Origin of the sequence: Polynucleobacter sp. AP-Latsch-80-C2, assembly GCF_018882185.1 — a bacterium.
In the GTDB taxonomy this organism is placed as follows: Bacteria; Pseudomonadota; Gammaproteobacteria; order Burkholderiales; family Burkholderiaceae; genus Polynucleobacter.
This window is the reverse complement of sequence record NZ_JACVOY010000001.1, coordinates 362652-384380: the sequence shown is the minus strand read 5'-3', so window position 1 is coordinate 384380 and position 21729 is coordinate 362652. Positions and strand designations below refer to the sequence as shown.

The following is a 21729-nucleotide window of genomic DNA, read 5'->3' as shown; positions in this document are numbered from 1 at the left end:
GAGTTCAGCAAAAATGGCTTTGCAGGTTTATCGAAAAAATATGAAGCGCGCCCGTCAAGGGGGCCGTCATGAGTAATTCAAATTCAGAAGTAACCTTAATGAGAATTCCACAGATTTTGGAAGTCATGCCAGTTTCAAAATCTAAGTTTTGGCTCATGGTTCAAAAAGGCGAATTCCCAAAGCCGATCAAAATTGGGAGATCTTCCTTTTGGACCATTGATCAGGTTCAGGGATTTATCCAGGAACGAGCAAGGCAATCTAACTAGACCCATAACCAAGCAATGTTTTGTTGGTAAGCGTACTGGTAAGCAGATGTATTTTTAAGAAAAGAAAAAGCCCCGGTTAAGGGGCTATGTCTTTGTTGTATAAAGCAAAAAGCAGAAAGTTTGCCAAAGTTATTGGCGGAGACGAGAGGATTCGAACCTCCGATCAGAGTTTTAGCCCCGATGCTCCCTTAGCAGGGGAGTGCCTTCGACCAGCTCGGCCACGTCTCCGTACTTGATACTGTTACAACGACCCACAGTTTAACGGATTACCGTCTAATGGGGGTTTTACTGCGTTTTTGCTACCCTTTTACTTCTGGTCTAGCTCAAATGCCTTATGCAAGGCACGTACTGCTAATTCCATGTATTTCTCATCGATCACAACAGAGATCTTGATTTCACTAGTGGAGATCATGAGGATATTGATACCCTCTTCCGACAAGGTGCGGAACATCTTGCTTGCGATGCCAACGTGGGAGCGCATGCCAACGCCCACTACTGACACTTTAGAAACCTTTGGATCACCTGAGATTTCTTTTGCCTCGATCTGGGATTGAACTGTGTTCTTAAGTAGATCGAGTGCTTTTTGATAATCAGAGCGTGGCACTGTAAAGGTAAAGTCAGTCTTACCTTCTACTGATTGATTCTGAATAATGATGTCCACATCAATATTGGCATCCGCAATCGGTCCCAAAATTTGGTACGCAATACCTGGGCGATCAGGAACTCCTAAAACGGTAATCTTCGCTTCATCACGCGCAAAGGCGATGCCGGAAATAACTGCGGCTTCCATAGTGCTGTCCTCTTCAAATGTTATCAAGGTACCCGACTTCATCTCTGCGTCTAAGGGCATCAAAGGATCTGTCAAAGAAGACAGGACCCGGGTTTTAACTTTGTACTTACCAGCAAATTCGACTGAGCGAATCTGCAATACCTTAGAACCTAAGCTGGCCATCTCCAGCATCTCTTCGAAAGTAATCTTATCTAAGCGACGAGCATCTTCGCAGACGCGCGGGTCCGTTGTATACACGCCATCGACGTCGGTATAGATCAAACACTCATCTGCTTTTAATGCTGCTGCCATAGCGACTGCTGAAGTATCAGAGCCGCCACGGCCTAAGGTAGTAATGTTGCCCTCAGGATCCACGCCTTGAAAACCAGTCACTACTACTGCACGACCGGCATTTAAATCACCTAAGATTTTTTGGCTATCAATGCTTTTAATGCGTGCCTTAGTAAATGAGGAGTCTGTGTGCACGGTAACTTGCCATCCGGCGTAACTCACTGCATCGATACCTTCGCGCATTAATGCCAATGCCAGCAAACCAGAGCTAACCTGCTCACCAGTCGAAGCAATTTGATCTAACTCACGTGGATGTGCATCGGGATTGATTTCTTTTGCTAAACCAAGCAAGCGATTAGTTTCGCCAGACATGGCCGAAGGCACCACCACAACCTGGTGACCAGCACGCATCCATTTGGCAACGCGTTTAGCAACATTCCCAATGCGCTCAACCGAGCCCATAGAGGTGCCACCATATTTATGAACGATAAGAGCCATAAAAACCGTCTTTTAAAGGGGAACCGTGTTCCCCGAGGATCTAAAAAGGGCTTATTTTACAGGGTTTTGAACCTAAAAGGCCTGCTTATGCCCACTCCGGCAGAACTCGGGGGCCAACATCCACTAGATGCGGGTAACTAATGCCGATTCCAGCGACCGCAATGAGCTCTCCATTAATGAAGAGCAATGGGGCCTGTCGCTGCCAGGGCGGGATATCAGCCTCTTGAAAGAGATTTTTGAGAGACCTTCTGGGGCTATTGGGCTTGATTTGAATCTTCTCCGAACCCGCCCTAGATATAAGAGTAATCAGCCCATTTTTTTGGGCATCTTTTACCCATTTGGCCGGCAATCCCGGAGTCTTGCTATTGGTAGAAACTTTCTGAAACGTCCACTCACCAGAGCGCGCTTTGCTTACTTGGAGTAAACCACGCCAAAGCCGAATCGGATGCTGATCATGCAACCACTCTAATTGCGCATCGGCTTTCACGGCAGCTAGATCTTTCCACCACGATGCTAAGCGCCCTTGTGAAGGCATTGCCAAACCATGGGATTTAAGCCAGAACCTTACTAAGTTATTCGCTGCAGGCAAATCTTGATTGGCCAGAATCAATAATGGTTTGATTCTTAAGTGGCTCTGCTCTATCACTGTGCTGCCATCTTGTTTTGCTAGACGATCAAGTAAGGATTGCGCCTCCGCCAATACCTTTGCACTGCGGGCCAGACTGGCCACTGCATCAGGTTGAATTTTTTCCAATTGCGGAATAATTTTTTTACGAATGGCATTACGTCGATATTGAGTATCATGATTGCTAGGATCCTCAATCCATTTAAGCTTATTGGCTTTTGCGTAGGCTTCTAGCTCTGCCTTGCTTTGGCTCAATAGCGGACGCCATAACTGAATAACACCATTGCCGCTGTTTAGCTCACGCATATCGGACATAGCCGCAAGCCCCGCTACGCCAGCACCACGCAATAATTGCAACAGGACTGTTTCAGCTTGATCATTTTGATGATGCGCCAAGAGTAGATCTTCAATATTGTGATCAGCGCATAGTTCTGCTAAGGCCTCATAGCGCCCTGCTCTGGCTCTCGCCTCCACGTTACCTTGAGCTGCGTCCGTTCCTAAGTGTAAGAGCCGAAAGTCAAAATGGATTTTGTATTTTTTGGCGAGCTTTTCACAAAAGATAAACCAATCATCTGCCGGCTTTTGTAAACCATGATGAATATGAAATGCCCAAATTTCTGCAGGATTTTTATCGGCTGCTTGCGTTTTGCAAACCGTATCGAGCAGCACTACGGAATCGAGGCCACCACTTAAGGCGACCGCAATCCGTTTTCCAAATTTAGGACTTTGCTGTGATTTCCTTGAACTTGCCATAACTCATCAGACGTTCATGACGGCGCTCAAGAAGCGCATCCTCTTTCATGCCATCAAAAGTCTTGAGAGACTCGGCAAGTGCTTTACGCATGTTCACCATCATGGTGTCGTAATCGCGATGAGCTCCACCAATGGGCTCAGCAACAATCTTATCAATCAGACCCAAAGCTTTAATACGCTGGGCTGTTAAGCCTAACTGCTCAGCAGCTTCAGAGGCTTTATCAGCTGTCTTCCACAAAATGGAAGCACAGCCTTCAGGGGAAATGACGGAGTATGTCGAGTTTTGCAGCATCAATACCGCATCACCCATCGCAATTGCTAGTGCACCGCCAGAACCACCCTCACCAATGATGGTGGCAATGATAGGCACTTTGAGCTCAGCCTGCACATATAAATTGCGGCCAATAGCCTCTGATTGATTACGTTCTTCCGCATCAATACCTGGAAAGGCGCCTGGCGTATCCACAAAAGTAAATACTGGCAATCCAAATTTTTCAGCGAGGCGCATTAAACGCATCGCCTTGCGATAACCTTCAGGACGACTCATCCCAAAGTTTCTGAGAGCGCGTTCTTTGGTATCGCGACCCTTTTGATGGCCGATCACCATACAAGGCTGATTCTCAAAACGCGCTAAGCCACCAATAATGGATTGATCATCAGCAAAAGTGCGATCGCCGTGTAACTCATGAAAGTCTGTGAATAAGGCGGTCACATAATCTAAGGTATACGGACGCTGTGGATGACGAGCAACTTGAGACACCTGCCAAGGGGTCAAATTTGCATAGACATCTTTAGTCAGCTGAAGGCTCTTTTCCGCAAGTGTTTTAATCTCATCAGAAATATCTACTGATGATTCATCCTGCACAAAACGCAGCTCTTCAATCTTTGATTCTAATTCGGCGATTGATTGCTCAAAATCTAAGAAAGTCGTTTTCATGGTCTGATTTTAATATTCAACTGGGATGGGGTCGATACTTCTCCACATATACCAGGTTGCAACGGTACGCCAAGGGGCCCAATTTGCAGCCACCTCACGGGCTTCATGGCGGCTGACAGGCTCTCCACTGAAGTAATTGAGGGAAATGGCCTTAATCAAGCCTACATCGTCTAAGGGGAGAATATTAGGGCGTACCAAGTTAAAAATAAGGAACATTTCTGCTGTCCAGCGTCCAATTCCTCGAATATCGCTTAATTCCTTGATAACACTCTCATCATCCATATCTTTCCACTGGGAAGCATGCAGGCGCCCAGAATCAAAATGATCCGCTAAATCTCGGATGTATTCAACCTTGCGCCCCGATAATCCAGCAGCACGCAATTCTTCTACGGTGAGCGCTAAGATATTTTTGGGGTTTACTTTTTTCTTGCTGACTGCCAGCACTCTATTCCAAACCGATTGTGCAGCAGCAACTGAAATCTGTTGCCCAACAATCGCTCTAGCTAAAGTATTAAATGCATCGCCACGTGTTACTAAAAATCTAGACCCATATTTCGGAATCAATTTTTTGAGAATGCGATCTTGCTTCATCAATTCACGGCAAGCCTGCTCCCAATACTCTGGTGCTGCTTCTTTATAAATAACTTGATCTTTAACTGGACTCACTAAGCCCTTCGCCATTCAGTGATGCCACCAGGTTTATCTTCTAAAACAATTCCCTGCGCTAGAAGATCTTTTCGAATAGCATCAGCCTGTGCAAAGTCTTTTGCTAACTTAGCAGCTACACGCGCTGCTATTTGCGCTTCAATCATTGCGGCACTCAAGCCATCATCTTGCTTAGTGCCAGATTGCAGAAACTCTGTGGGGTTGCGTTGCAAGAAATTTAATGCCCCGCCTAGTGATCGCAGAGTATTAGCGAGCATTAACTTTTCGTCGCCTTGTGCGCGATTCATTTCACTGGCCAAATCAAACAAAACGGCAATCGCTTCGGGTGTATTGAAGTCGTCGTTCATTGCCTGGGTAAAACGAAGCACCCAAGAACTTTGAGGGTCCGTGATTTCCGTTTTGGCTTGTGGTGTCTGAGCCAGCGCCGTATAGAGGCGCACCAGGCCAGAACGGGCCTCCTCTAGTTGAGCATCGCTATAGTTAATTGGGCTTCGATAATGCGCCTTCAACATAAAGAAGCGCAGCACTTCCTGATCAAAACTTTTCAAGACATCCCGAATGAGGAAGAAGTTACCAAGAGACTTGGACATCTTTTCTTCATTCACACGAATGTGGCCGTTATGCATCCAGTAATTTACAAATGGGGCATCGTCAGGGGTTCGGTCTTTGCCATACAAGGCACCTTCGCTTTGAGCGATCTCATTTTCATGATGCGGGAACTGTAAGTCTGCACCTCCACCATGAATATCAAAATGCTCGCCCAATAAATCACAAGACATTGCAGAGCACTCAATATGCCAGCCTGGGCGACCTTCTCCCCAAGGGGATTTCCAGCGGGTATCTACCGGCTCTTCAGCCTTGGCGCTTTTCCATAAAACAAAATCCAGAGGATCACGTTTACCACCGGTAACTGCTACGCGCTCACCCGCATTGAGTTCATCCAAGGATTTACCAGAAAGACTTCCATAACCAGGGAGTAAGCGCACTGCAAAATTAACATCACCGTCGTCCGCTTGATATGCCAATTCATTTTCAATCAACTTACCAATCATGCCCTGCATTTGCGCAATGAAATCTGTAGCACGCGGCTCTTGGTCAGGGTGCATTAAGCCCAAGTGATCTGAGTCGGCATGCATAGCATCTATAAAGCGCTGGGTTAAAGCAGCAATAGGTTCACCATTTTCGATGGCCCGGTTAATAATTTTGTCGTCAATATCCGTAATATTGCGCACATATAAAACCTCATATCCGCTGGCCCGCAACCACCGGACGACCATATCAAACACAATCATGACTCTGGCGTGGCCAATATGGCAAAAGTCATACACCGTCATGCCGCAGACGTACATCTTCACCTTGCCCGGTACGATGGGTTTAAATACCTGTTTTGAACGGCTAAGGGTGTTATAGATTTGCAGCATAGGGCTATAAAGGTTGGGCAAGTAGCGCCAATTTGTTAGACTGAGCGCTGAGTATATCGAATGAGCCCGTTTTACACCCCTTCCCCTATGCCCGTAACCTTCTCAGCAACACGCCAAAGCCTACTTATGCCCGTATTAGGGGCCTGCTTCCTTCTTTTTTTAGCAGGCTGCACCACCCCCGCCCAAGAGCGGACACAGGCTGAAATGTATGCCTTAAATGCTCAGCAAATGAAGTCTCCCCAAGCGATGTCCCAACCTTATTTAGGGGGATATAGTCCGATAGACCCGCCAAGGCTCTCCGCGGATACTGGGTATGACCCCTTAAATCCAGAGCTTTCCGATACCGTTGCAGTTCCTTTTTTCTCGTTTTTGATTATTGAACCAGACCCTATTCCAAAAAATGCAGTTCCGCCGGATGTAGAAAAACTAGTCAAAGCGCGTCAATATCAAGATGCCATTAACCTCATCAATACACAACTTAAAACGAATCCGCGTAATGTACAAATTCGATTCGTAAAAGCACGCTTGCAAATTGAAATGCGTAAGTTTGACGATGCCAAAAAAACCTTAATTGAGATTACCCAACAATTTCCAGAGTTACCTGAGCCCTATAACAACTTAGCGGCGATTGCGGCCAATCAAGGCCAGTGGATTGAAGCAAGGGATTATTTAGAGCTCGCCTTAAAACTTCGTCCCACCTATGCAGTTGCTGCTGCTAATTTAGGTGAGATTTATATTCGCCTTGGTGCACAAGCTTACGAAGATGCCGCTAAAGGTGCACAAACCAACCAGCGCCAATATACAAATCGCGCCAAGGCTTTGCTCGATGTGCTCAAGCCCCCCAAGCGTCCTGTTGCCAGCCCTGCAGCATCTTCCGCAGCCCAGCCACCGGCTAATCCTGTAGTTATCCCAGCAGCCCAGTCAATGCAGCCAGCACAACCCTCTCTTCCATCCAACTATCCATACTGAAAGTGAATTAAATCATGGCGAAAGTACTCTTAAAAACAAACCAGGGCGATATGACCCTCACATTAGATTCTGTTAAGGCACCAAAAAGCGTTGCCAACTTCTTACAATACGTTAAGAGCGGTCATTACGATGGCACGATCTTTCATCGTGTCATTGATAACTTTATGATTCAGGGTGGCGGCATGACTGCCGGTATGAAACAAAAACCTACTGGCGCAGAAATTGAAAATGAAGCTAATAATGGCCTCAAAAATGACCGCGGCACTGTAGCTATGGCTCGCACTAGTGATCCCCATTCTGCGACTGCTCAGTTTTTTATTAACGTCAATGACAATGACTTTCTAAATCACACAGCACCCAATGCACAAGGCTGGGGTTATGCTGTTTTTGGAAAAGTCACTGATGGCCTAGATGTTGTCGACAAGATCCGTAAAGTTAAAACGGGTACTACGGGCTTTCATCAAGACGTTCCATCTGAAGATGTTGTGATAGAGAAGGCCACAGTTTTAGAGGAATGATCCCGCAATACACGAGCGCGCTGCTCATTTCAGACCTGCATCTCACGCCGTCAATGCCTTTGACGGCACAACGTTTCTTTGACTTCTGTGAAAAAGAGGCGCCCAAAGTAGAGGCTGTATTTATTTTGGGGGATTTATTTGAATATTGGGTTGGTGATGATGCAGCAAGCACCTCTCCATTTCAGCAGGAAGTACGACGAGCGCTCGCTAATCTTTCGACTAAGGTCAAAACCTATTACATCCACGGCAACCGTGATTTTTTAGTAGGTAGTAGCTATTTAAAAAAAACGGGCATGACCTTATTGTCAGACCCTAGCTGCGTTGAAATTTCTGGCAGCAAATACATCCTCAGTCATGGTGATGTCCTCTGCACTGCCGATGATGGTTATCAAATCTTTAGAAAATGGACGAGAAAAAAATGGGTGCAAAACTTATTCTTGCGCCTCCCTCTCGTATGGCGCAAATCCATTGCCAACCATCTTCGCAGCAATAGTCACATGCAATACCAAAATGCTGCAAGAACTTCCGCAAGTCAGAATAGTATTCGAATGAATGTCACCCTGAAGGCATGCGCAGCAATGCTTCGAGAACAAGATGGAATACGCTTGATTCATGGACATACTCATCTACCAGCCCATCATCATGAGCAACTTGGTGATCAAGTGTGGCAGCGTTGGGTGCTTTCAGATTGGGATTTAGATCACCCAGAGAGCGTTCTACCAAAAGCGAATGCCTTGCTGATTAACGGCCTAGGGGCTCGCTTTACTGACCTGACTAAACCCAATCAAGTCAGTTCTATTTCCGTTTTAAATTAAGATTTCGAGTATTTAGAGAGCAGTTGCACCATCTGGGCATAAACGCGGGGATTAGCAGCCATCACTTCACCGCTTTTCAAGAAGCCCTCTTCACCCTTGTAGTTGCCGATCAACCCACCCGCTTCGGTAATTAATAAAGCACCAGCAGCCATATCCCAAGGTTTGAGATCGCTTTCAAAAAATCCATCGTAACGACCGGCAGCAACGTATGCCAAGTCGAGTGATGCTGCGCCTGGACGGCGCAAGCCAGCACATTGACGTGACATCTCAGCAAAGATTTTTAAATATTTCTCTAGGTCTTGATCTTCACGATATGGAAAACCTGTGCCGATGAGCGAGCTTGCCAATCGATCTTGAGTACCAACGCGTAAGCGACGGCGATCTAAATAAGCACCAGCGCCGCGAGTGGCTGTAAAAAGTTCATCACGAGTTGGGTCATACACTACCGCTTGTTGAATAACGCCGTTTACCGACAATGCAATAGAAACGGCATATTGCGGAAAGCCATGAATGAAGTTGGTTGTACCATCTAAGGGATCAATGATCCACACATTTTCTGCATCAGCATTGTGCTCACCGGTTTCTTCAGCCAAAAATCCATGGGTTGGATAGGCCTCACTCAGGGTTTCAATAATGGCTGCCTCTGCAGCTTTGTCCACCTCGGTAACAAAATCATTATGCTGTTTACGATCCACCTGCAAACGCTCTAAATTAAGAGAGGCACGGTTGATAACGGTTCCTGCACGACGGGCGGCCTTAACGGCCACATTTAACATGGGATGCATAGTTTTGGATGGACAAATTAAATAAGAACAAGCCTGTAATATTGCATGACAATACGAAGCTAACAGACTGATTCTAAACGATTTGCCCATTGAACTACCTTCCCATTCCTTAATCAGAAGCTTATGAACGCTCAAAACGCCCATCTGCTGCGCTGGATTCTGGTTGAAACCAGCCACCCCGGTAATGTGGGATCAGCAGCTCGCGCCCTCAAAACCATGGGGTTTGATGCGCTTCATCTCATCAATCCCAAAACCAGAGGCATAGCGCAATTGCCAGAGGCAATTGCTTTAGCAAGCGGCGCGAGCGATGTGCTCGATAGATCTCAAGAAAGCCCCTCTTTAGAATCTGCTGTTGAGGGCTGCTCATTAGTATTAGGCCTTACTAGCCGAGACCGAGAATTTGGCCCTCCCGCACTGAACTGGGAACAAGCACGAGGTCTGATTAAACAAACGCTTGGAGTTGGTCAACAGGTAGCAATGGTGTTTGGGCCCGAACGTACGGGCTTAGACAATCACCATCTTGCGCTTTGCACCCATCGAGTCTGGCTGGATGCCAACCCGGACTACCCCTCACTCAATCTTGCTCAGGCCATTATGGTGTGCGCCTTTACTCTGAGAGAAGCCTTAAACAATGGCGTTGATCCATTAGATTCTCAGAGTGGGATTGACTATGCTGATCCCGCAGCCATTGCAGCTATGCTGGAGCATTGGCGTAGTGGCTTAGAAGCCATTGGCTATCTAGATCCCGCCAACCCTAAGAAACTCATGCCCCGTTTACAAGCCTTATTTGCTCGTAGTCGCCTCCAAAAAGAAGAGATTGATCTATTACGCGGCATCGCTAAACAGATGCTCCTGAGAAAATAAGCGCATCCCGTTAAAATCAAACTATGTTTAATTCCCTTTTTGACCACGTCGACTCGATTATTGTTCGGGATCCTGCCGCCAGAAATCGCCTGGAGGTCATCACCTGCTACCCAGGCTTGCACGCTGTTTGGCTGCATCGTGTCTCCCATTTTTTTTGGGGTATTGGATTAAAGTGGATCGCACGATTGATGTCGATGTTTGCACGTTTTCTAACTGGCATTGAAATCCATCCAGGCGCAAAAATTGGTCGTAGAGTTTTTTTAGATCACGGCCTTGGGATTGTGATTGGCGAAACTACTGAAATTGGTGATGACTGCACTATTTATCAAGGCGTTACCTTAGGCGGAACATCCCTTTACAAAGGCGTTAAGCGTCACCCCACTCTTGGTAAGGGCGTGGTTGTTAGCGCGGGCGCAAAAGTACTGGGTGGCTTTACCGTTGGGGATGGTGCACGCGTCGGCTCCAATGCGGTTGCGCTCAAAGAAATTCCTCCGGGCGCTACTGCTGTAGGTATTCCAGCGCGCATCTTGCACCCAGATCTTCCGCAGGGCCCAGACAGCAAAACTAAAGAATATTTTTCTGCTTATGGTGTCACCCCGAACGTCGATGACCCAGTATCCATGGCTTTAAAAGGATTGATCGATGCCACGATCGTGCAAGAAGCGAAAATTGCCGCTCTCGAGAAAATCATTTCGAAGCTGAACAATACGCCGACCGATAATGCCGGATCAAGCGATACGAAGCGTGGCCTAGACGCCATTAAAGAATGGCTTAAAGAGTAGTCTGTTTAGAATACTTTTTTAATGCAAAGTACGCGGGTTAGTATTTCCAGAATCTAATGCGTTACCAGGATATTCATCATCGTCCTCTGCATTACCATCATCATTAGGCATGCCAAAGGTAAAGCTTTCGCCGCCCTCTGGGTGGCGATTTTCAATTTCTTCATCTGTTGCAGCGCGAACATCTTCAACCTGAACCCAAAAGCGCAAGGCCATGCCTGCCAATGGATGATTACCATCTAATACCACTTGATTATCAGCAACATCAGTGACGGTGTAGATCAAGGGCTCTTCATCCAGATCATCAGCTTCAGCAGCTTCTTCATCGGCATCAGGCACACCTTCAAACTGCATGCCAACCTCTAGCGGCTCCGGAAAACGAGTACGAGGCTCTATCTTGAGTAACTCTGGGTCATACTCACCAAACGCTTCACTGGGCTCCAATTGCACGCTTGCCTCGTAACCAATATCTTGGCCATCCAGGAGAGTCTCAATTTTCGGAAAAGTGCCCTCATAGCCACCGTGCAGGTATACCATCGGAGAATCTGGTTCCTCGATGGTATTGTTTTGGGCATCGGTTAACTTATAACGAAGGGATACGACGGTATTTTTTTCAATCTTCATGCGGAATCTGTCAAACATTCGTTTTTAATCAATTTCTATCAAGCTTTTACTTTATGACCTCATTTTACTTGAGCAATCCGTATCAACCACCCCAAGCCCCCAAAAACCTGCCTTTGAACCAGCCATGGGCCTTATTTGGGGGAATAAGCCCCGATCAGTTTATGAAACAGCATTGGCATAAAAAGCCACTGCTGGTAAGGGGCGCTATTCCTGCGTTTGCCTTGGCTAAAAGTTACCATGATGAATTAAGCAGTCCGATTGCAGCGCAAGCACTATTTAATCTTGCCAGTGATGAGTTAGTGGAGTCACGTTTAATTCAGGCAAATCCATGGCGTTTTGAGACGGGCCCCTTTAAGCAAAAATCCATTCCAAAGTTAGAACAGCGTGACTGGACTTTACTGCTTCAAGGCATGGAAGCGCATCTTCCTGCAGCAGCAACCGTCTTATCTTGGTTTCGCTTTATTCCTGATGCACGCCTCGATGATTTAATGATTAGTATTGCTGGCATCGGCGGTGGAGTTGGCCCACATTTTGATTCCTATGATGTGTTCTTAATCCAGATGTCCGGCAGAAGACAGTGGCGTATCTCAGGGCAAAAAGATTTAAGCCTTAACCCCGAACTTCCCCTGAAGATTTTGCAAAATTTTTCCGTAGAGCACGAGTGGATATTAGAGCCAGGCGATATGCTGTACTTGCCCCCACACATTGCCCATCACGGAATTGCATTGGATCCAGGATGTCAAACTTGGTCAGTAGGTTTTCGCTCCCCCAGTTTTAAAGAGTTACTACAAGAAGGATTGTGGAGACTTGCCGAATCCTTAGAAGATATTCCCGGCCTTGATGAGAAATTTTCGGACCCAGGGCAAAGAGCCAGCAACCAGCCAGAACAACTCCCCCATGAATTGATCAAGCAACTTGAGCAGAGGTTAAAGGGTTTAAAACTGGATAAATTAAGCCAATTTTTACCTGGCATTACCGCTTATTTAAGTGAACCTAAACAGCAGGCCTTTTTCAATGGGCCAGATAAGCCACTCTCACCCAAGCAATTTACTCAAAAATTGAGTATTCAGGCCTTACTTCCCCACCCCCAAACCCGTATTCTTGCCCAAAATCAAGTGGTTTTCTGTAATGGAGAGATGGTAACTAAGGGGCAGTCTAGGGAAATCCAAAAGGCTTGGTATTTGCTGGCTTCCCAAAAGACTTTGATTTGCAGGGGTCTCAAAGGGGCTAGTAACTCAAGCCTGTATGAGGCCTACTTATCCGGATGGCTAGTTTTTAACAACTAACCCAGAGATGGATATAATAAATGCTGGAATATACCTAGGGATAATCCCTTGATTGATCCAACAACAATTACCGGTAATTGCTGTAATTTTTTTTAGAGGAAACTACAAATGAAGAAGTCACTCGTACTCGTTGCAATGTTAGCAATCGCTTTGGCCGCTTGCGGTAAAAAAGAAGAAGCAAAACCTGCTGAAGCTCCTGCTGCTGCTCCAGCTGCACCTGCTGCTGAAGCTCCTGCTGCTGCACCAGCCGCTCCTGCTGCTGACGCTAAGAAGTAATCTTCTTTATGAAGAAAAAAAGCCGCTGAAAAGCGGCTTTTTTATTTGCTTAGACTTACTGCTAACTATCTCACTAATTGTTCGGCAAGCAAGGTTAGCAATTGGAATCCAGCCGGCGTATTTTCTGGCTTGCCATCAGCATCCTGCACATAAACACTTGCAGAGTTCTCACCAGTGCTCTTAATGACCACCTGATATTTTTTCGCTTTTAGACTTGAATCATCCTTGCTGCTAAATAGATTTGAGAAGAAACCTTTGGTATCTCCCAGGTCCTTAGGATTTACATAACGAACATAGTAAACGCCACTTGAACGATTGCGATCCTCTACTGAGAAGTTTGAACGATCCAGCGCCAAGCCGACATCACGCCATGAACGATCAAAGCCAGAGGTTAAATCAATGTGCGCTTGATTTACGCCATCTTGCACAAACTTCGCCTTAGGGGTTTTGGGACCCAATGGTGCTGCCACAAGCGCTTTAGCCTGCTCTTGTGACATTCCTAAGCGCTCCATTAGACGCGCTAAAAATGCAGCCTCTAGTTCAGGGTCGCTAGGGCGTGGTGTCCAGATAGTGCTAATACAAGCTTGAGTTACGTCACGAACACACTGCTCAACAGCGCCTCGTTGGGTAATGTAAATCTCTGTTTCGCCAGGCTTGCTGACTTCGAGACGAGTTTTATATTTATCTCGCTCGCCAGTATCATAAATACTGTCTAACATTCCACCCACTGCAGAGCGAATAAAGTCTTGAGCAATCTTGGCACGATTCTCCGCCCAATCCGTCTCCATAATTCCTGTGGATGGCGAATCAATAGTCAATAAGAAACCATTCTCTTGCCAAAAATCTTTGACTTGCGGATAAAGCTCTACAGCTGGCTTTTCAACAACCAACCAACGGCGATCTCCGTCACGGGCAATTCGCATACCCGGAATACCGGTCATCACATTAGTACGGAGCTGTGAAGACTTTTTCATCGCAGAGTTATAGTCCGACATCGTTGCAGTTCCATCTTGCACGATATAGCGACGATCTGCTTGCGAGGTAATTAAATCTGGGGGATAAGCCAGGTTGGGGCCACGAATCGCGCCACTGCCTTTGTAGTCAACAGTATCATTACTAGAAATAGACTTGCATGCAGTTAATGATCCAAGGGCTATAAAAAAAACCACCAAGATCGATAAATATCGACGCATAAATTGCATGAAGTGAATCATAGTAAACCCGCCTGTTTTAGTGCTGTCTTTAAGGGTTCGCGCAAAGACTCACTTAGAGGAGTTAATGGCAGGCGAATGCCAGCTGTAATTTTGCCCATCTGATGCAATGCCCATTTCACCGGGATCGGATTTGCTTCAATGAACATTGCTTTGTGTACTGCAATTAATTTGTACTGAATTTCGCGGGTCTTTTGCACATCATCTGACATAGCGGCTACACACAACTCATGCATGAGACGTGGCGCCACATTGGCAGTGACTGAAATATTCCCTTTGCCACCCATCAACATCAACATGGCAGCTGTTAAATCATCACCGGAGAAAACGGCAAAGTCATGGTGGCCTGCACGCTTGAGGTCTGCCATCAGGATCGTGCCGCGCTCCAGACTGCCAGTAGCATCTTTAATTCCAATAATGCCTGGAACACCTGCAAGACGTACCGCAGTATCGCCAGCTAAATCAGCTACAGTGCGACCTGGTACGTTATACAAAATCGACGGGAGATCCACTGACTCAGCGATCTTTTTAAAATGGGCATACATACCCTCTTGAGTCGGCTTGTTGTAATAAGGAACAACTTGCAAACTCGCATCTGCTCCTACTTTTTTAGCAAACTGCGTTAATTCAATCGCCTCTAAAGTGGAATTTCCGCCAGTCCCAGCAATCACTGGAATTCTGCCGGCAATATGCTCAACAGTGGCGCGAATTAACTCGCAATGCTCTTCTACAGAAACTGTTGGTGACTCACCGCTCGTGCCAACAATCACAATGCCATCACTACCCTCAGCAACATGCCAATCGAGTAATGCACGTAAACCAGGGTAATCTAGGGTGCCATCCTCAAGCATCGGCGTAACAATAGCTGGCATGCTGCCAGAAATGGGCTTTTTGCTACCTGTGGAATGGGCTGTATTTGTCACCGAATGTATACCGATTTTTAACTGTCTTAACCCTGAAATTGTAACGGAATGCGCCCTTTTAGATTACCTTTTACGGCACAGATCCGCTGCATCATGGCTGGCTTGGGGTGATCAAGATAAATATCCTCATAAGCCAGCACTTTAAGCTCATGCCTAGAGGCTAAAGCGAGCAATTCCCCTGTTTTTAAGAGGAAATTGGGGTTGGAGGGTTTGCCGAACTTTTCATTTCCTTGGGCAAAAGTTTCATAAATCAGCACCCCACCCTCATTAAGCATCATGGGTAATTGGTCTAAATGGGGGCGGTATAGGTAGTTGGTCACCACAATCCCATCAAAAAGGCCTCCAGCCAAGGGCCAACTATCCAACTCAAGATCAAACTGTTGAGGTGTTATTTGCCCATCTGTGCAGGCGCCAAGGAGGCTAAGGTCCTGATCTACCGCTAAGATTGAATAATCCAAGCTCGCTAAATAGCGGGAATGACGGCCCGACCCACAAGCTAGATCTAAGACTACCCCCGGCTTTGGGATAAAACGGGCAAAGCGCCGCACCCACGGCGAACACTCTACTATTGCATCATGACTTACTGACAAATCACGGCCTTAATCGTAAGCAAGGCCCATAGCTTCACGGACCTCACGCATGGTTTCTTGGGCAACCTTACGCGCCTTATCGCAACCATCGGCAATGATGGAACGTAACAAACTCGGATCATCTAAATACTTCTGGGCACGCTCAAACATGGGTTGCTGCTCAGCCAAAATGGCATCTATAACTGGTTGCTTACATTCCAAACAACCAATCCCAGCAGACTTACAGCCTTTATCCACCCATTGCTTTGTTTCTTCATTGGAGTAAACCGTATGGAGCTGCCAGACAGGACAGCGTGCCGGATCTCCAGCATCGGTTCTACGAACGCGCGCAGGATCCGTTGGCATCGTTCTGATCTTTTTGATGACATCTTCAGGTTGCTCGCGAATGCCAATCGTATTGCCATAGGACTTAGACATTTTCTGGCCGTCAATTCCGGGCATACGTGAGGCTGACGTTAGTAAAGCTTGTGGTTCAGGAAGAATGATCTTTCGTGCACCCTCCAAGAATCCGAATAGTCTTTCACGATCCGCCATAGAAAGACTTTGTGCTTCTTGCAGCAGTGCTTTAGCCTGCTCTAAGGCCTCGTCATCACCGCGCTCCTGAAAAGCGACTCGCAATTCAGCATACATTTTGGCGCGCTTACTACCCAACTTCTTCACTGCTTCTAAAGCTTTTTCTTCAAAACCTGGCTCACGTCCGTATAAATAATTAAAACGACGAGCTACTTCGCGCGTCATTTCCACATGAGGAACTTGATCCTCACCTACAGGAACGAACTGCGCCCGATAAATCAAAATGTCAGCCGCTTGAAGCAATGGATAACCTAAAAATCCATAAGTTTGCAAATCTTTTTCTTTTAATTTTTCAATCTGATCTTTATAGGTAGGTACTCGCTCAAGCCAGCCCAATGGGGTTCCCATGGAGAGCAGCAAGAACAGCTCTGCATGCTCTGGTACTTTACTTTGAATAAAAAGGGTTGCCTGGTTTGGATCAACGCCTGTTGCCAACCAATCAATCACCATATCCCACACTGACTGCTCAATGACATCCGGTGTTTCATAGTGAGTAGTTAAGGCATGCCAATCTGCCACAAAAAAGAAGCATGGATATTCTGATTGGAGGCGAACCCAATTTTTTAAAACGCCATGATAGTGGCCCAAGTGCAAATTACCTGTGGGGCGCATACCGGAGAGAACACGTTCAGCAAACATCTTTTTTCTTTATCTATAGGAATTAATGAAACACCGACCAAACAGGCGTGAGGTGATGGGGTAAAAGTGGTAGAGCACCCAAATCAGTATGACTTTCGGAAGGATCATGAAAATCCGAACCTCGCGATGCTAAGAAACCATACTGCTGCGCAATTTTTCCATACTCCTGATACTGATCTGGAGTATGGCTCCCAGTAATGACTTCAATACCAAGACCGCCATGCTCTTTAAAAAATTTGAAGAGTTCGTCCCTCTGCATGGCATTGAGCTTATAACGTCCAGGATGGGCAATGACAGCGACGCCTCCTGCAGCTTTAATCCAAGCAATCGCATCTGCCAAGCTTGCCCAACGGTGCGGCACATAGCCAGGCTTGTTTTCAACTAAGTAATTCTTAAACACTTGCTCAGTATCACGACAGACCCCTTGCTCAACTAAGAAACGAGCAAAGTGTGTTCTAGAAATTAAGTCATGATTACCTGCATAGTGCAATGCACCTTCATAGGCCCCAGGAATCCCAGCCTTGAGTAATTGCTCTGCCATGAGTTTGGCGCGATCGCCACGACCTTCTCGGGTCTGCTTTAGGCCTTCTAAAATTCCTGCATGTTGTTCGTTAATTCCCAAACCAACAATATGAATGGTTTGCCCCATCCACGTTACTGAAATTTCTACACCAGCTAAGTATTCCATTTTCAAATCTGCTGCTGCAGCTCTAGCGCGCTGCTGTCCACCTAATTCATCGTGATCTGTGAGCGCCCAAAGACGAACGCCGTTTGCGTGTGCGCGTTCCGCCAATTCTTCTGGCGTCAAAGTGCCATCTGATACCACTGAGTGGCAATGCAAATCGGCATTTATGGTGGAAAAAGTGCTCATGACCCTATTTTAGGTCAAGCTGGTATCAATTACCCGGCGAGGCGCATCTAGGTAGTCACGGGACTGCATCTCAATTAAGCGCGACACCGTCCGGGAAAACTCACTGGTAATCTGTCCCTCGGTGTACAAATCTGGGGCTGGTACCTCGGCTGAGATGATTAATTTGATCTTATGGTCGTATAAGACATCAATTAACCAAATAAAACGACGGGCTTCATTGGTCATTCTGGGTGGCATATAAGGCACCCCAGACAGAATGACAGTATGAAACTGATTGGAAATTTCTAAATAGTCATTTTGCGATCGGGGGCCACAACATAGGGTTTTGAAATCAAACCACACCACACCATCACCCATATGCAAAGGGCGCAATTCTCGGGATTCAATATGCAGGACTGGGTGGAGCTCTTCCTGCTGATGACCAATCAACTCATTAAACATCTCCAATAAACGCTGATCCGTTTGCTCATTCACCGGAGTTAAATAAGCCTCTACCTGTGCCATTTGCACGCGACGATAGTCATTGCCAGCGTCCACATTCAATACGTCTAATTTTTCCTCCAACAGCTTAATCGCAGGCAGTAAACGATCACGATGTAGGCCGTTTGGATAAAGCTGATCAGGGCGGTAATTGGATGTCATGACAAACTGCACGCGGTCAGCGAAGAGTGCGCTGAGTAAGCGATACAAAATCATGGCATCAGCGATGTCATTGATGTGAAATTCATCAAAACAGATTAAGCGATAACGCTTGGCGATCCGTTTTGATAATTCATCTAATGGATCTGATAAGCCAGAAAGCTCATGAAGTTCGCGGTGGACTTCTCGCATGAACTCATGAAAATGAATACGTACTTTTTTTTCCAATGGTGAAGCTGCATAAAAGCAGTCCATCAAAAAAGATTTGCCGCGACCCACCCCGCCCCATAAATACAAGCCGCGGGGTAGCGCTGGTTTAAATAGTTTTTTCTTGAGTCCGTTGCTACGAATATCTTTGTAAGCAATCCACTTATCTTCGCACTGCTGCAAACGCTCTACAGCACGAAGCTGCGCGGGATCACTTTGATACCCGCGCGTCTTTAACTCTTGTTGGTAATACTCAATGGTTTTCAATTACATATTTAATGCACGTTGATCTGTCGCTAATGCTGCTTCGCGCATCACCTCAGACAAACTTGGATGTGCATGACAGATACGAGCAATATCTTCTGCTGCTGCCTTGAATTCCATTGCAACAGCCGCTTCTGCAATTAAATCAGAGGCATTTGCACCAATGATATGAACACCTAAGATTTCATCAGTCTTGGCATCTGCCAATATTTTGACGAATCCATCAGCACGACCCATACCTAATGCTCGACCGTTCGCTGCAAATGGGAACTGACCTGCTTTGTAAGCAATACCAGCCTCTTTCAGTGCTTGCTCAGTTTTACCAACCCAAGCAATTTCAGGATCAGTGTAGATAACCCAAGGAATGCAGTTATAATCGATATGCGGCTTCTGGCCTGCAATCACCTCTGCAACCAAAACACCCTCATCTTCCGCTTTATGGGCCAACATTGGACCGCGTACTACGTCGCCTACAGCATAAACACCAGGCGCAGAAGTGGCGCAAGTATGGTCATCAATCGGAATAAATCCACTCTCATCGACCTTAAGGCCAATCTTATCCAGCCCTAATTTATCGGTATTAGGTACGCGACCAACAGAAACAATTAAACGATCACACTCTAATTTAGCGGCCTTACCAGCGCTATCAGTGTAATTAACCACTACACCTTTCTTATCCGCCTTCACATCACCAATTTTCACACCCATATTGATGTTCAAACCTTGCTTAGTAAAAAGCTTCAGCGCTTCTTTAGCAATGCCCTGATCGCAAGCAGCTAAAAATGTAGGCAAGGCTTCAAGCACAGTGACTTCTGAACCAAGGCGACGCCACACGGAGCCTAATTCCAAACCAATCACACCTGCACCAATTACACCCAATTTCTTCGGAACGGAATCAAACTTGAGAGCCCCTTCGTTATCGCAAATCAAGACATTGTCTACAGTGAGACCCGGCAAATGACGTGCCTTAGAACCAGTAGCAATAATGACATTCTTAGCAGTAACAGTTTCTTTGTCCTTGCCGTCAATCTTCACCTGGTAACCGTCGGCACCCTTACCTTCAAATGAGGCATGACCTTTTAATAAGGTAATTTTATTTTTACGGAATAAGAACTGAATACCACCCGTCATTTTGGTGACGATGTCATCTTTGCGGGCAATCATCTTTTTAGAATCAATGCTGACAGCACTAACCTTGATACCATGATCTGCAGCATGATGGCTGATCTTTTCGAATTCCTCAGAGGAGGCCAACAAGGCCTTAGAAGGAATACAGCCCACGTTTAAGCAAGTACCGCCCAAACGTACCTCACCCTTAGGATCATCAAAGGAATTGGATTCAGCGCAGGCAACTTTGAAACCGAGTTGCGCTGCACGAATTGCGGCGATGTAACCACCAGGGCCACCACCAATTACGAGTACATCAAAAGCTTGGCTCATGATCTTTCCTTCTTACAAATCAAGGAGAAGACGTGAAGGATCTTCTAAAGCATCCTTCATCGCAACTAAGCCAAGCACAGCCTCACGACCGTCAATGATGCGGTGATCATAGGACAAAGCAAGGTAGTTAATTGGACGAACAACGACTTGACCATTCTCAACAACTGCACGGTCTTTAGTTGCATGAATACCTAAGATTGCTGACTGTGGTGGATTGATGATCGGAGTAGAAAGCATTGAACCGAAAACTCCACCGTTAGAGATGGAGAATGTTCCGCCAGTCAACTCTTCAATCGACAATTTACCTTCGCGAGCTTTAACGCCAAACTCAGCAATTTTCTTCTCGATATCAGCAAAGTTCATTTGATCAACGTCGCGCAAAATAGGCACTACCAGGCCACGTGGCGAACTTACAGCAATACCAATGTCAAAGTAGCCGTGGTAAACGATGTCGTTGCCATCAACAGAAGCATTTAGCAATGGGAATTTCTTCAGGGCATGTGTTGCAGCCTTAACGAAGAAAGACATGAAGCCTAATTTAACGCCATGGACATTCTCAAACTGGTCTTTATATTTGTTACGCAAAGCAATCACAGGGCCCATGTTAACTTCATTAAATGTAGTCAAGATTGCATTGTTTGCTTGAGACTCTAATAAACGCTCAGCAATACGGGCACGTAAACGACTCATCGGTACGCGCTCTTCTGGACGATCGCCCATCGGAATTGGTGCACTTGGCAAAGCTGCTGACTTAGAACCACCAGCGGACGCATTCAATGCATCACCCTTGGTGATACGGCCATCGCGCCCTGAACCAGCCACTTGATCTGCACTGATGCTTTTCTCAGCGAGGATTTTGGTAGCAGATGGTGCTGCGGCTGCACCAGCAGACTTCGCTGCAGGAGCTGCTTTTGCTGGAGCTGCCGCTACAGGAGCAGCGGCAGGTGCCGGCGCTGCAGCAGCAGGAGCCGCGGTAGCAACAGCCGTGCTATCAATCTTTGCAATTAACTGCTCAGCAACAACAGTACCGCCGTCTGCAACGACGATTTCTGTTAGAACACCAGCAGATGGTGCTGGAACTTCCAGAACCACTTTGTCGGTTTCAATTTCAATCAAAATCTCGTCTTGACCAACAGCGTCGCCGACTTTCTTTTTCCACTGCAATAAAGTTGCTTCAGCAACTGATTCGGAGAGTTGTGGAACTTTAACTTCAAAAATAGCCATGATTAA

The 21729-nt window shown here is 46.4% G+C and carries 23 protein-coding genes and 1 tRNA gene; 8 read left to right on the top strand and 16 right to left on the bottom strand.

Annotated elements, in window-relative coordinates; translation table 11 throughout:
- Positions 1-68: 68 nt before the first annotated feature.
- Entirely contained in the window at positions 69-266 is a 198-nt protein-coding gene (locus ICN47_RS01950; protein WP_216218216.1) for an AlpA family transcriptional regulator, read from the top strand.
- 133 nt (positions 267-399) lie between these two features.
- Here ICN47_RS01950 and ICN47_RS01945 read toward each other — a convergent pair.
- The 6 genes from ICN47_RS01945 to cysS form a co-directional block, all read right to left on the bottom strand.
- Positions 400-494: transfer RNA gene (locus tag ICN47_RS01945), tRNA-Ser, on the bottom strand.
- Between the two features lie 79 nt (positions 495-573).
- The gene (locus ICN47_RS01940; RefSeq protein ID WP_216218215.1) at positions 574-1824 is read right to left on the bottom strand and encodes an aspartate kinase; all 1251 of its coding nucleotides are present in this window, start codon (positions 1822-1824) and stop codon (positions 574-576) included.
- Positions 1825-1909: 85 nt separating this feature from the next.
- On the bottom strand, positions 1910-3202 hold the full coding sequence (gene tilS, locus ICN47_RS01935) for a tRNA lysidine(34) synthetase TilS (RefSeq protein ID WP_216218214.1): 1293 nt from the start codon (positions 3200-3202) through the stop codon (positions 1910-1912).
- Complete coding sequence (locus ICN47_RS01930) at positions 3168-4139, bottom strand: acetyl-CoA carboxylase carboxyltransferase subunit alpha (RefSeq protein WP_216218213.1); 972 nt, start codon at positions 4137-4139, stop codon at positions 3168-3170. Before ICN47_RS01930 ends, tilS begins: the two co-directional genes overlap by 35 nt.
- Before the next feature lie 9 nt (positions 4140-4148).
- Positions 4149-4805 carry a DNA-3-methyladenine glycosylase gene (locus tag ICN47_RS01925; protein ID WP_370626236.1) on the bottom strand — a complete coding sequence of 219 codons (657 nt, stop codon included), beginning with the start codon at positions 4803-4805 and terminating at the stop codon, positions 4149-4151.
- Entirely contained in the window at positions 4805-6226 is a 1422-nt protein-coding gene (cysS, locus tag ICN47_RS01920) for a cysteine--tRNA ligase (RefSeq protein WP_216218211.1), read from the bottom strand. Before cysS ends, ICN47_RS01925 begins: the two co-directional genes overlap by 1 nt.
- An 87-nt stretch (positions 6227-6313) precedes the next feature.
- On the opposite strand from cysS, the gene ICN47_RS01915 reads away from it, so the two are divergent.
- Genes ICN47_RS01915 through ICN47_RS01905 form a run of 3 tightly spaced genes read left to right on the top strand, consistent with a single transcriptional unit; the run spans position 6314 to position 8528 of the window.
- Positions 6314-7195, top strand: a complete 882-nt coding sequence (locus ICN47_RS01915; protein WP_255538880.1) for a M48 family metallopeptidase — start codon at positions 6314-6316, stop codon at positions 7193-7195.
- A 14-nt stretch (positions 7196-7209) separates the two neighbouring features.
- Positions 7210-7713 carry a peptidylprolyl isomerase gene (locus ICN47_RS01910; RefSeq protein WP_216218209.1) on the top strand — a complete coding sequence of 168 codons (504 nt, stop codon included), beginning with the start codon at positions 7210-7212 and terminating at the stop codon, positions 7711-7713.
- Complete coding sequence (locus tag ICN47_RS01905) at positions 7710-8528, top strand: UDP-2,3-diacylglucosamine diphosphatase (RefSeq protein ID WP_216218208.1); 819 nt, start codon at positions 7710-7712, stop codon at positions 8526-8528. The genes ICN47_RS01910 and ICN47_RS01905 overlap by 4 nt, the downstream gene beginning before the upstream one ends.
- On the opposite strand, the gene ICN47_RS01900 is transcribed toward ICN47_RS01905, so the two are convergent.
- Entirely contained in the window at positions 8525-9313 is a 789-nt protein-coding gene (locus ICN47_RS01900; protein ID WP_216218207.1) for an inositol monophosphatase family protein, read from the bottom strand. The two genes, ICN47_RS01905 and ICN47_RS01900, sit on opposite strands and share 4 nt — an antisense overlap.
- Positions 9314-9436: 123 nt before the next feature.
- On the opposite strand from ICN47_RS01900, the gene ICN47_RS01895 reads away from it, so the two are divergent.
- Both ICN47_RS01895 and cysE read left to right on the top strand, forming a co-directional pair.
- Positions 9437-10177 carry an RNA methyltransferase gene (locus ICN47_RS01895; RefSeq protein ID WP_216218206.1) on the top strand — a complete coding sequence of 247 codons (741 nt, stop codon included), beginning with the start codon at positions 9437-9439 and terminating at the stop codon, positions 10175-10177.
- A gap of 23 nt (positions 10178-10200) precedes the next feature.
- Positions 10201-10959 carry a serine O-acetyltransferase gene (gene cysE / locus ICN47_RS01890; RefSeq protein ID WP_216218205.1) on the top strand — a complete coding sequence of 253 codons (759 nt, stop codon included), beginning with the start codon at positions 10201-10203 and terminating at the stop codon, positions 10957-10959.
- Between the two features lie 18 nt (positions 10960-10977).
- On the opposite strand, the gene ICN47_RS01885 is transcribed toward cysE, so the two are convergent.
- Positions 10978-11580 (bottom strand): peptidylprolyl isomerase, encoded by a 603-nt coding sequence (locus tag ICN47_RS01885; RefSeq protein ID WP_216218204.1) that lies wholly within the window; start codon positions 11578-11580, stop codon positions 10978-10980.
- A gap of 161 nt (positions 11581-11741) precedes the next feature.
- On the opposite strand from ICN47_RS01885, the gene ICN47_RS01880 reads away from it, so the two are divergent.
- Positions 11742-12866: a cupin domain-containing protein gene (locus ICN47_RS01880; RefSeq protein WP_255538879.1), complete on the top strand. Its 1125-nt coding sequence runs from the start codon at positions 11742-11744 to the stop codon at positions 12864-12866.
- Between the two features lie 108 nt (positions 12867-12974).
- Complete coding sequence (locus ICN47_RS01875) at positions 12975-13142, top strand: hypothetical protein (RefSeq protein ID WP_216218202.1); 168 nt, start codon at positions 12975-12977, stop codon at positions 13140-13142.
- A 65-nt stretch (positions 13143-13207) separates the two neighbouring features.
- Here ICN47_RS01875 and bamC read toward each other — a convergent pair whose 3' ends face one another.
- The 8 genes from bamC to odhB all read right to left on the bottom strand — a co-directional run bounded on the left by bamC (position 13208) and on the right by odhB (position 21723).
- Entirely contained in the window at positions 13208-14356 is a 1149-nt protein-coding gene (bamC, locus tag ICN47_RS01870; protein ID WP_216218201.1) for an outer membrane protein assembly factor BamC, read from the bottom strand.
- Positions 14353-15225 (bottom strand): 4-hydroxy-tetrahydrodipicolinate synthase, encoded by an 873-nt coding sequence (gene dapA, locus ICN47_RS01865; RefSeq protein WP_216218297.1) that lies wholly within the window; start codon positions 15223-15225, stop codon positions 14353-14355. The genes bamC and dapA overlap by 4 nt, the downstream gene beginning before the upstream one ends.
- Positions 15226-15302: 77 nt before the next feature.
- Complete coding sequence (locus tag ICN47_RS01860; protein WP_216218200.1) at positions 15303-15866, bottom strand: bifunctional 2-polyprenyl-6-hydroxyphenol methylase/3-demethylubiquinol 3-O-methyltransferase UbiG; 564 nt, start codon at positions 15864-15866, stop codon at positions 15303-15305.
- A gap of 9 nt (positions 15867-15875) precedes the next feature.
- On the bottom strand, positions 15876-17078 hold the full coding sequence (locus ICN47_RS01855; RefSeq protein ID WP_216218199.1) for a tryptophan--tRNA ligase: 1203 nt from the start codon (positions 17076-17078) through the stop codon (positions 15876-15878).
- A gap of 22 nt (positions 17079-17100) precedes the next feature.
- The gene (locus ICN47_RS01850) at positions 17101-17949 is read right to left on the bottom strand and encodes a 3',5'-nucleoside bisphosphate phosphatase (RefSeq protein ID WP_216218198.1); all 849 of its coding nucleotides are present in this window, start codon (positions 17947-17949) and stop codon (positions 17101-17103) included.
- A gap of 9 nt (positions 17950-17958) precedes the next feature.
- The gene (gene zapE / locus ICN47_RS01845) at positions 17959-19062 is read right to left on the bottom strand and encodes a cell division protein ZapE (RefSeq protein WP_216218197.1); all 1104 of its coding nucleotides are present in this window, start codon (positions 19060-19062) and stop codon (positions 17959-17961) included.
- A complete protein-coding gene (gene lpdA / locus ICN47_RS01840) occupies positions 19063-20499 on the bottom strand; it encodes a dihydrolipoyl dehydrogenase (RefSeq protein WP_216218196.1) in 1437 nt (478 codons plus the stop codon).
- Positions 20500-20511: 12 nt separating this feature from the next.
- Positions 20512-21723: a 2-oxoglutarate dehydrogenase complex dihydrolipoyllysine-residue succinyltransferase gene (gene odhB, locus ICN47_RS01835; RefSeq protein WP_216218195.1), complete on the bottom strand. Its 1212-nt coding sequence runs from the start codon at positions 21721-21723 to the stop codon at positions 20512-20514.
- Positions 21724-21729 lie beyond the last annotated feature (6 nt).

What these genes read in the sequence shown, in the direction of transcription:
- ICN47_RS01950 (WP_216218216.1), top strand. Translation starts at nt 69, where the DNA reads ATGAGTAATTCAAATTCAGAAGTAACCTTAATGAGAATTCCACAGATT.
- ICN47_RS01940 (WP_216218215.1), bottom strand. Translation starts at nt 1,824, where the DNA reads ATGGCTCTTATCGTTCATAAATATGGTGGCACCTCTATGGGCTCGGTT.
- tilS (WP_216218214.1), bottom strand. Translation starts at nt 3,202, where the DNA reads ATGGCAAGTTCAAGGAAATCACAGCAAAGTCCTAAATTTGGAAAACGG.
- ICN47_RS01930 (WP_216218213.1), bottom strand. Translation starts at nt 4,139, where the DNA reads ATGAAAACGACTTTCTTAGATTTTGAGCAATCAATCGCCGAATTAGAA.
- cysS (WP_216218211.1), bottom strand. Translation starts at nt 6,226, where the DNA reads ATGCTGCAAATCTATAACACCCTTAGCCGTTCAAAACAGGTATTTAAA.
- ICN47_RS01915 (WP_255538880.1), top strand. Translation starts at nt 6,314, where the DNA reads ATGCCCGTAACCTTCTCAGCAACACGCCAAAGCCTACTTATGCCCGTA.
- ICN47_RS01910 (WP_216218209.1), top strand. Translation starts at nt 7,210, where the DNA reads ATGGCGAAAGTACTCTTAAAAACAAACCAGGGCGATATGACCCTCACA.
- ICN47_RS01905 (WP_216218208.1), top strand. Translation starts at nt 7,710, where the DNA reads ATGATCCCGCAATACACGAGCGCGCTGCTCATTTCAGACCTGCATCTC.
- ICN47_RS01900 (WP_216218207.1), bottom strand. Translation starts at nt 9,313, where the DNA reads ATGCATCCCATGTTAAATGTGGCCGTTAAGGCCGCCCGTCGTGCAGGA.
- ICN47_RS01895 (WP_216218206.1), top strand. Translation starts at nt 9,437, where the DNA reads ATGAACGCTCAAAACGCCCATCTGCTGCGCTGGATTCTGGTTGAAACC.
- cysE (WP_216218205.1), top strand. Translation starts at nt 10,201, where the DNA reads ATGTTTAATTCCCTTTTTGACCACGTCGACTCGATTATTGTTCGGGAT.
- ICN47_RS01885 (WP_216218204.1), bottom strand. Translation starts at nt 11,580, where the DNA reads ATGAAGATTGAAAAAAATACCGTCGTATCCCTTCGTTATAAGTTAACC.
- ICN47_RS01880 (WP_255538879.1), top strand. Translation starts at nt 11,742, where the DNA reads ATGAAACAGCATTGGCATAAAAAGCCACTGCTGGTAAGGGGCGCTATT.
- ICN47_RS01875 (WP_216218202.1), top strand. Translation starts at nt 12,975, where the DNA reads ATGAAGAAGTCACTCGTACTCGTTGCAATGTTAGCAATCGCTTTGGCC.
- bamC (WP_216218201.1), bottom strand. Translation starts at nt 14,356, where the DNA reads ATGATTCACTTCATGCAATTTATGCGTCGATATTTATCGATCTTGGTG.
- dapA (WP_216218297.1), bottom strand. Translation starts at nt 15,225, where the DNA reads ATGCCAGCTATTGTTACGCCGATGCTTGAGGATGGCACCCTAGATTAC.
- ICN47_RS01855 (WP_216218199.1), bottom strand. Translation starts at nt 17,078, where the DNA reads ATGTTTGCTGAACGTGTTCTCTCCGGTATGCGCCCCACAGGTAATTTG.
- ICN47_RS01850 (WP_216218198.1), bottom strand. Translation starts at nt 17,949, where the DNA reads ATGAGCACTTTTTCCACCATAAATGCCGATTTGCATTGCCACTCAGTG.
- lpdA (WP_216218196.1), bottom strand. Translation starts at nt 20,499, where the DNA reads ATGAGCCAAGCTTTTGATGTACTCGTAATTGGTGGTGGCCCTGGTGGT.
- odhB (WP_216218195.1), bottom strand. Translation starts at nt 21,723, where the DNA reads ATGGCTATTTTTGAAGTTAAAGTTCCACAACTCTCCGAATCAGTTGCT.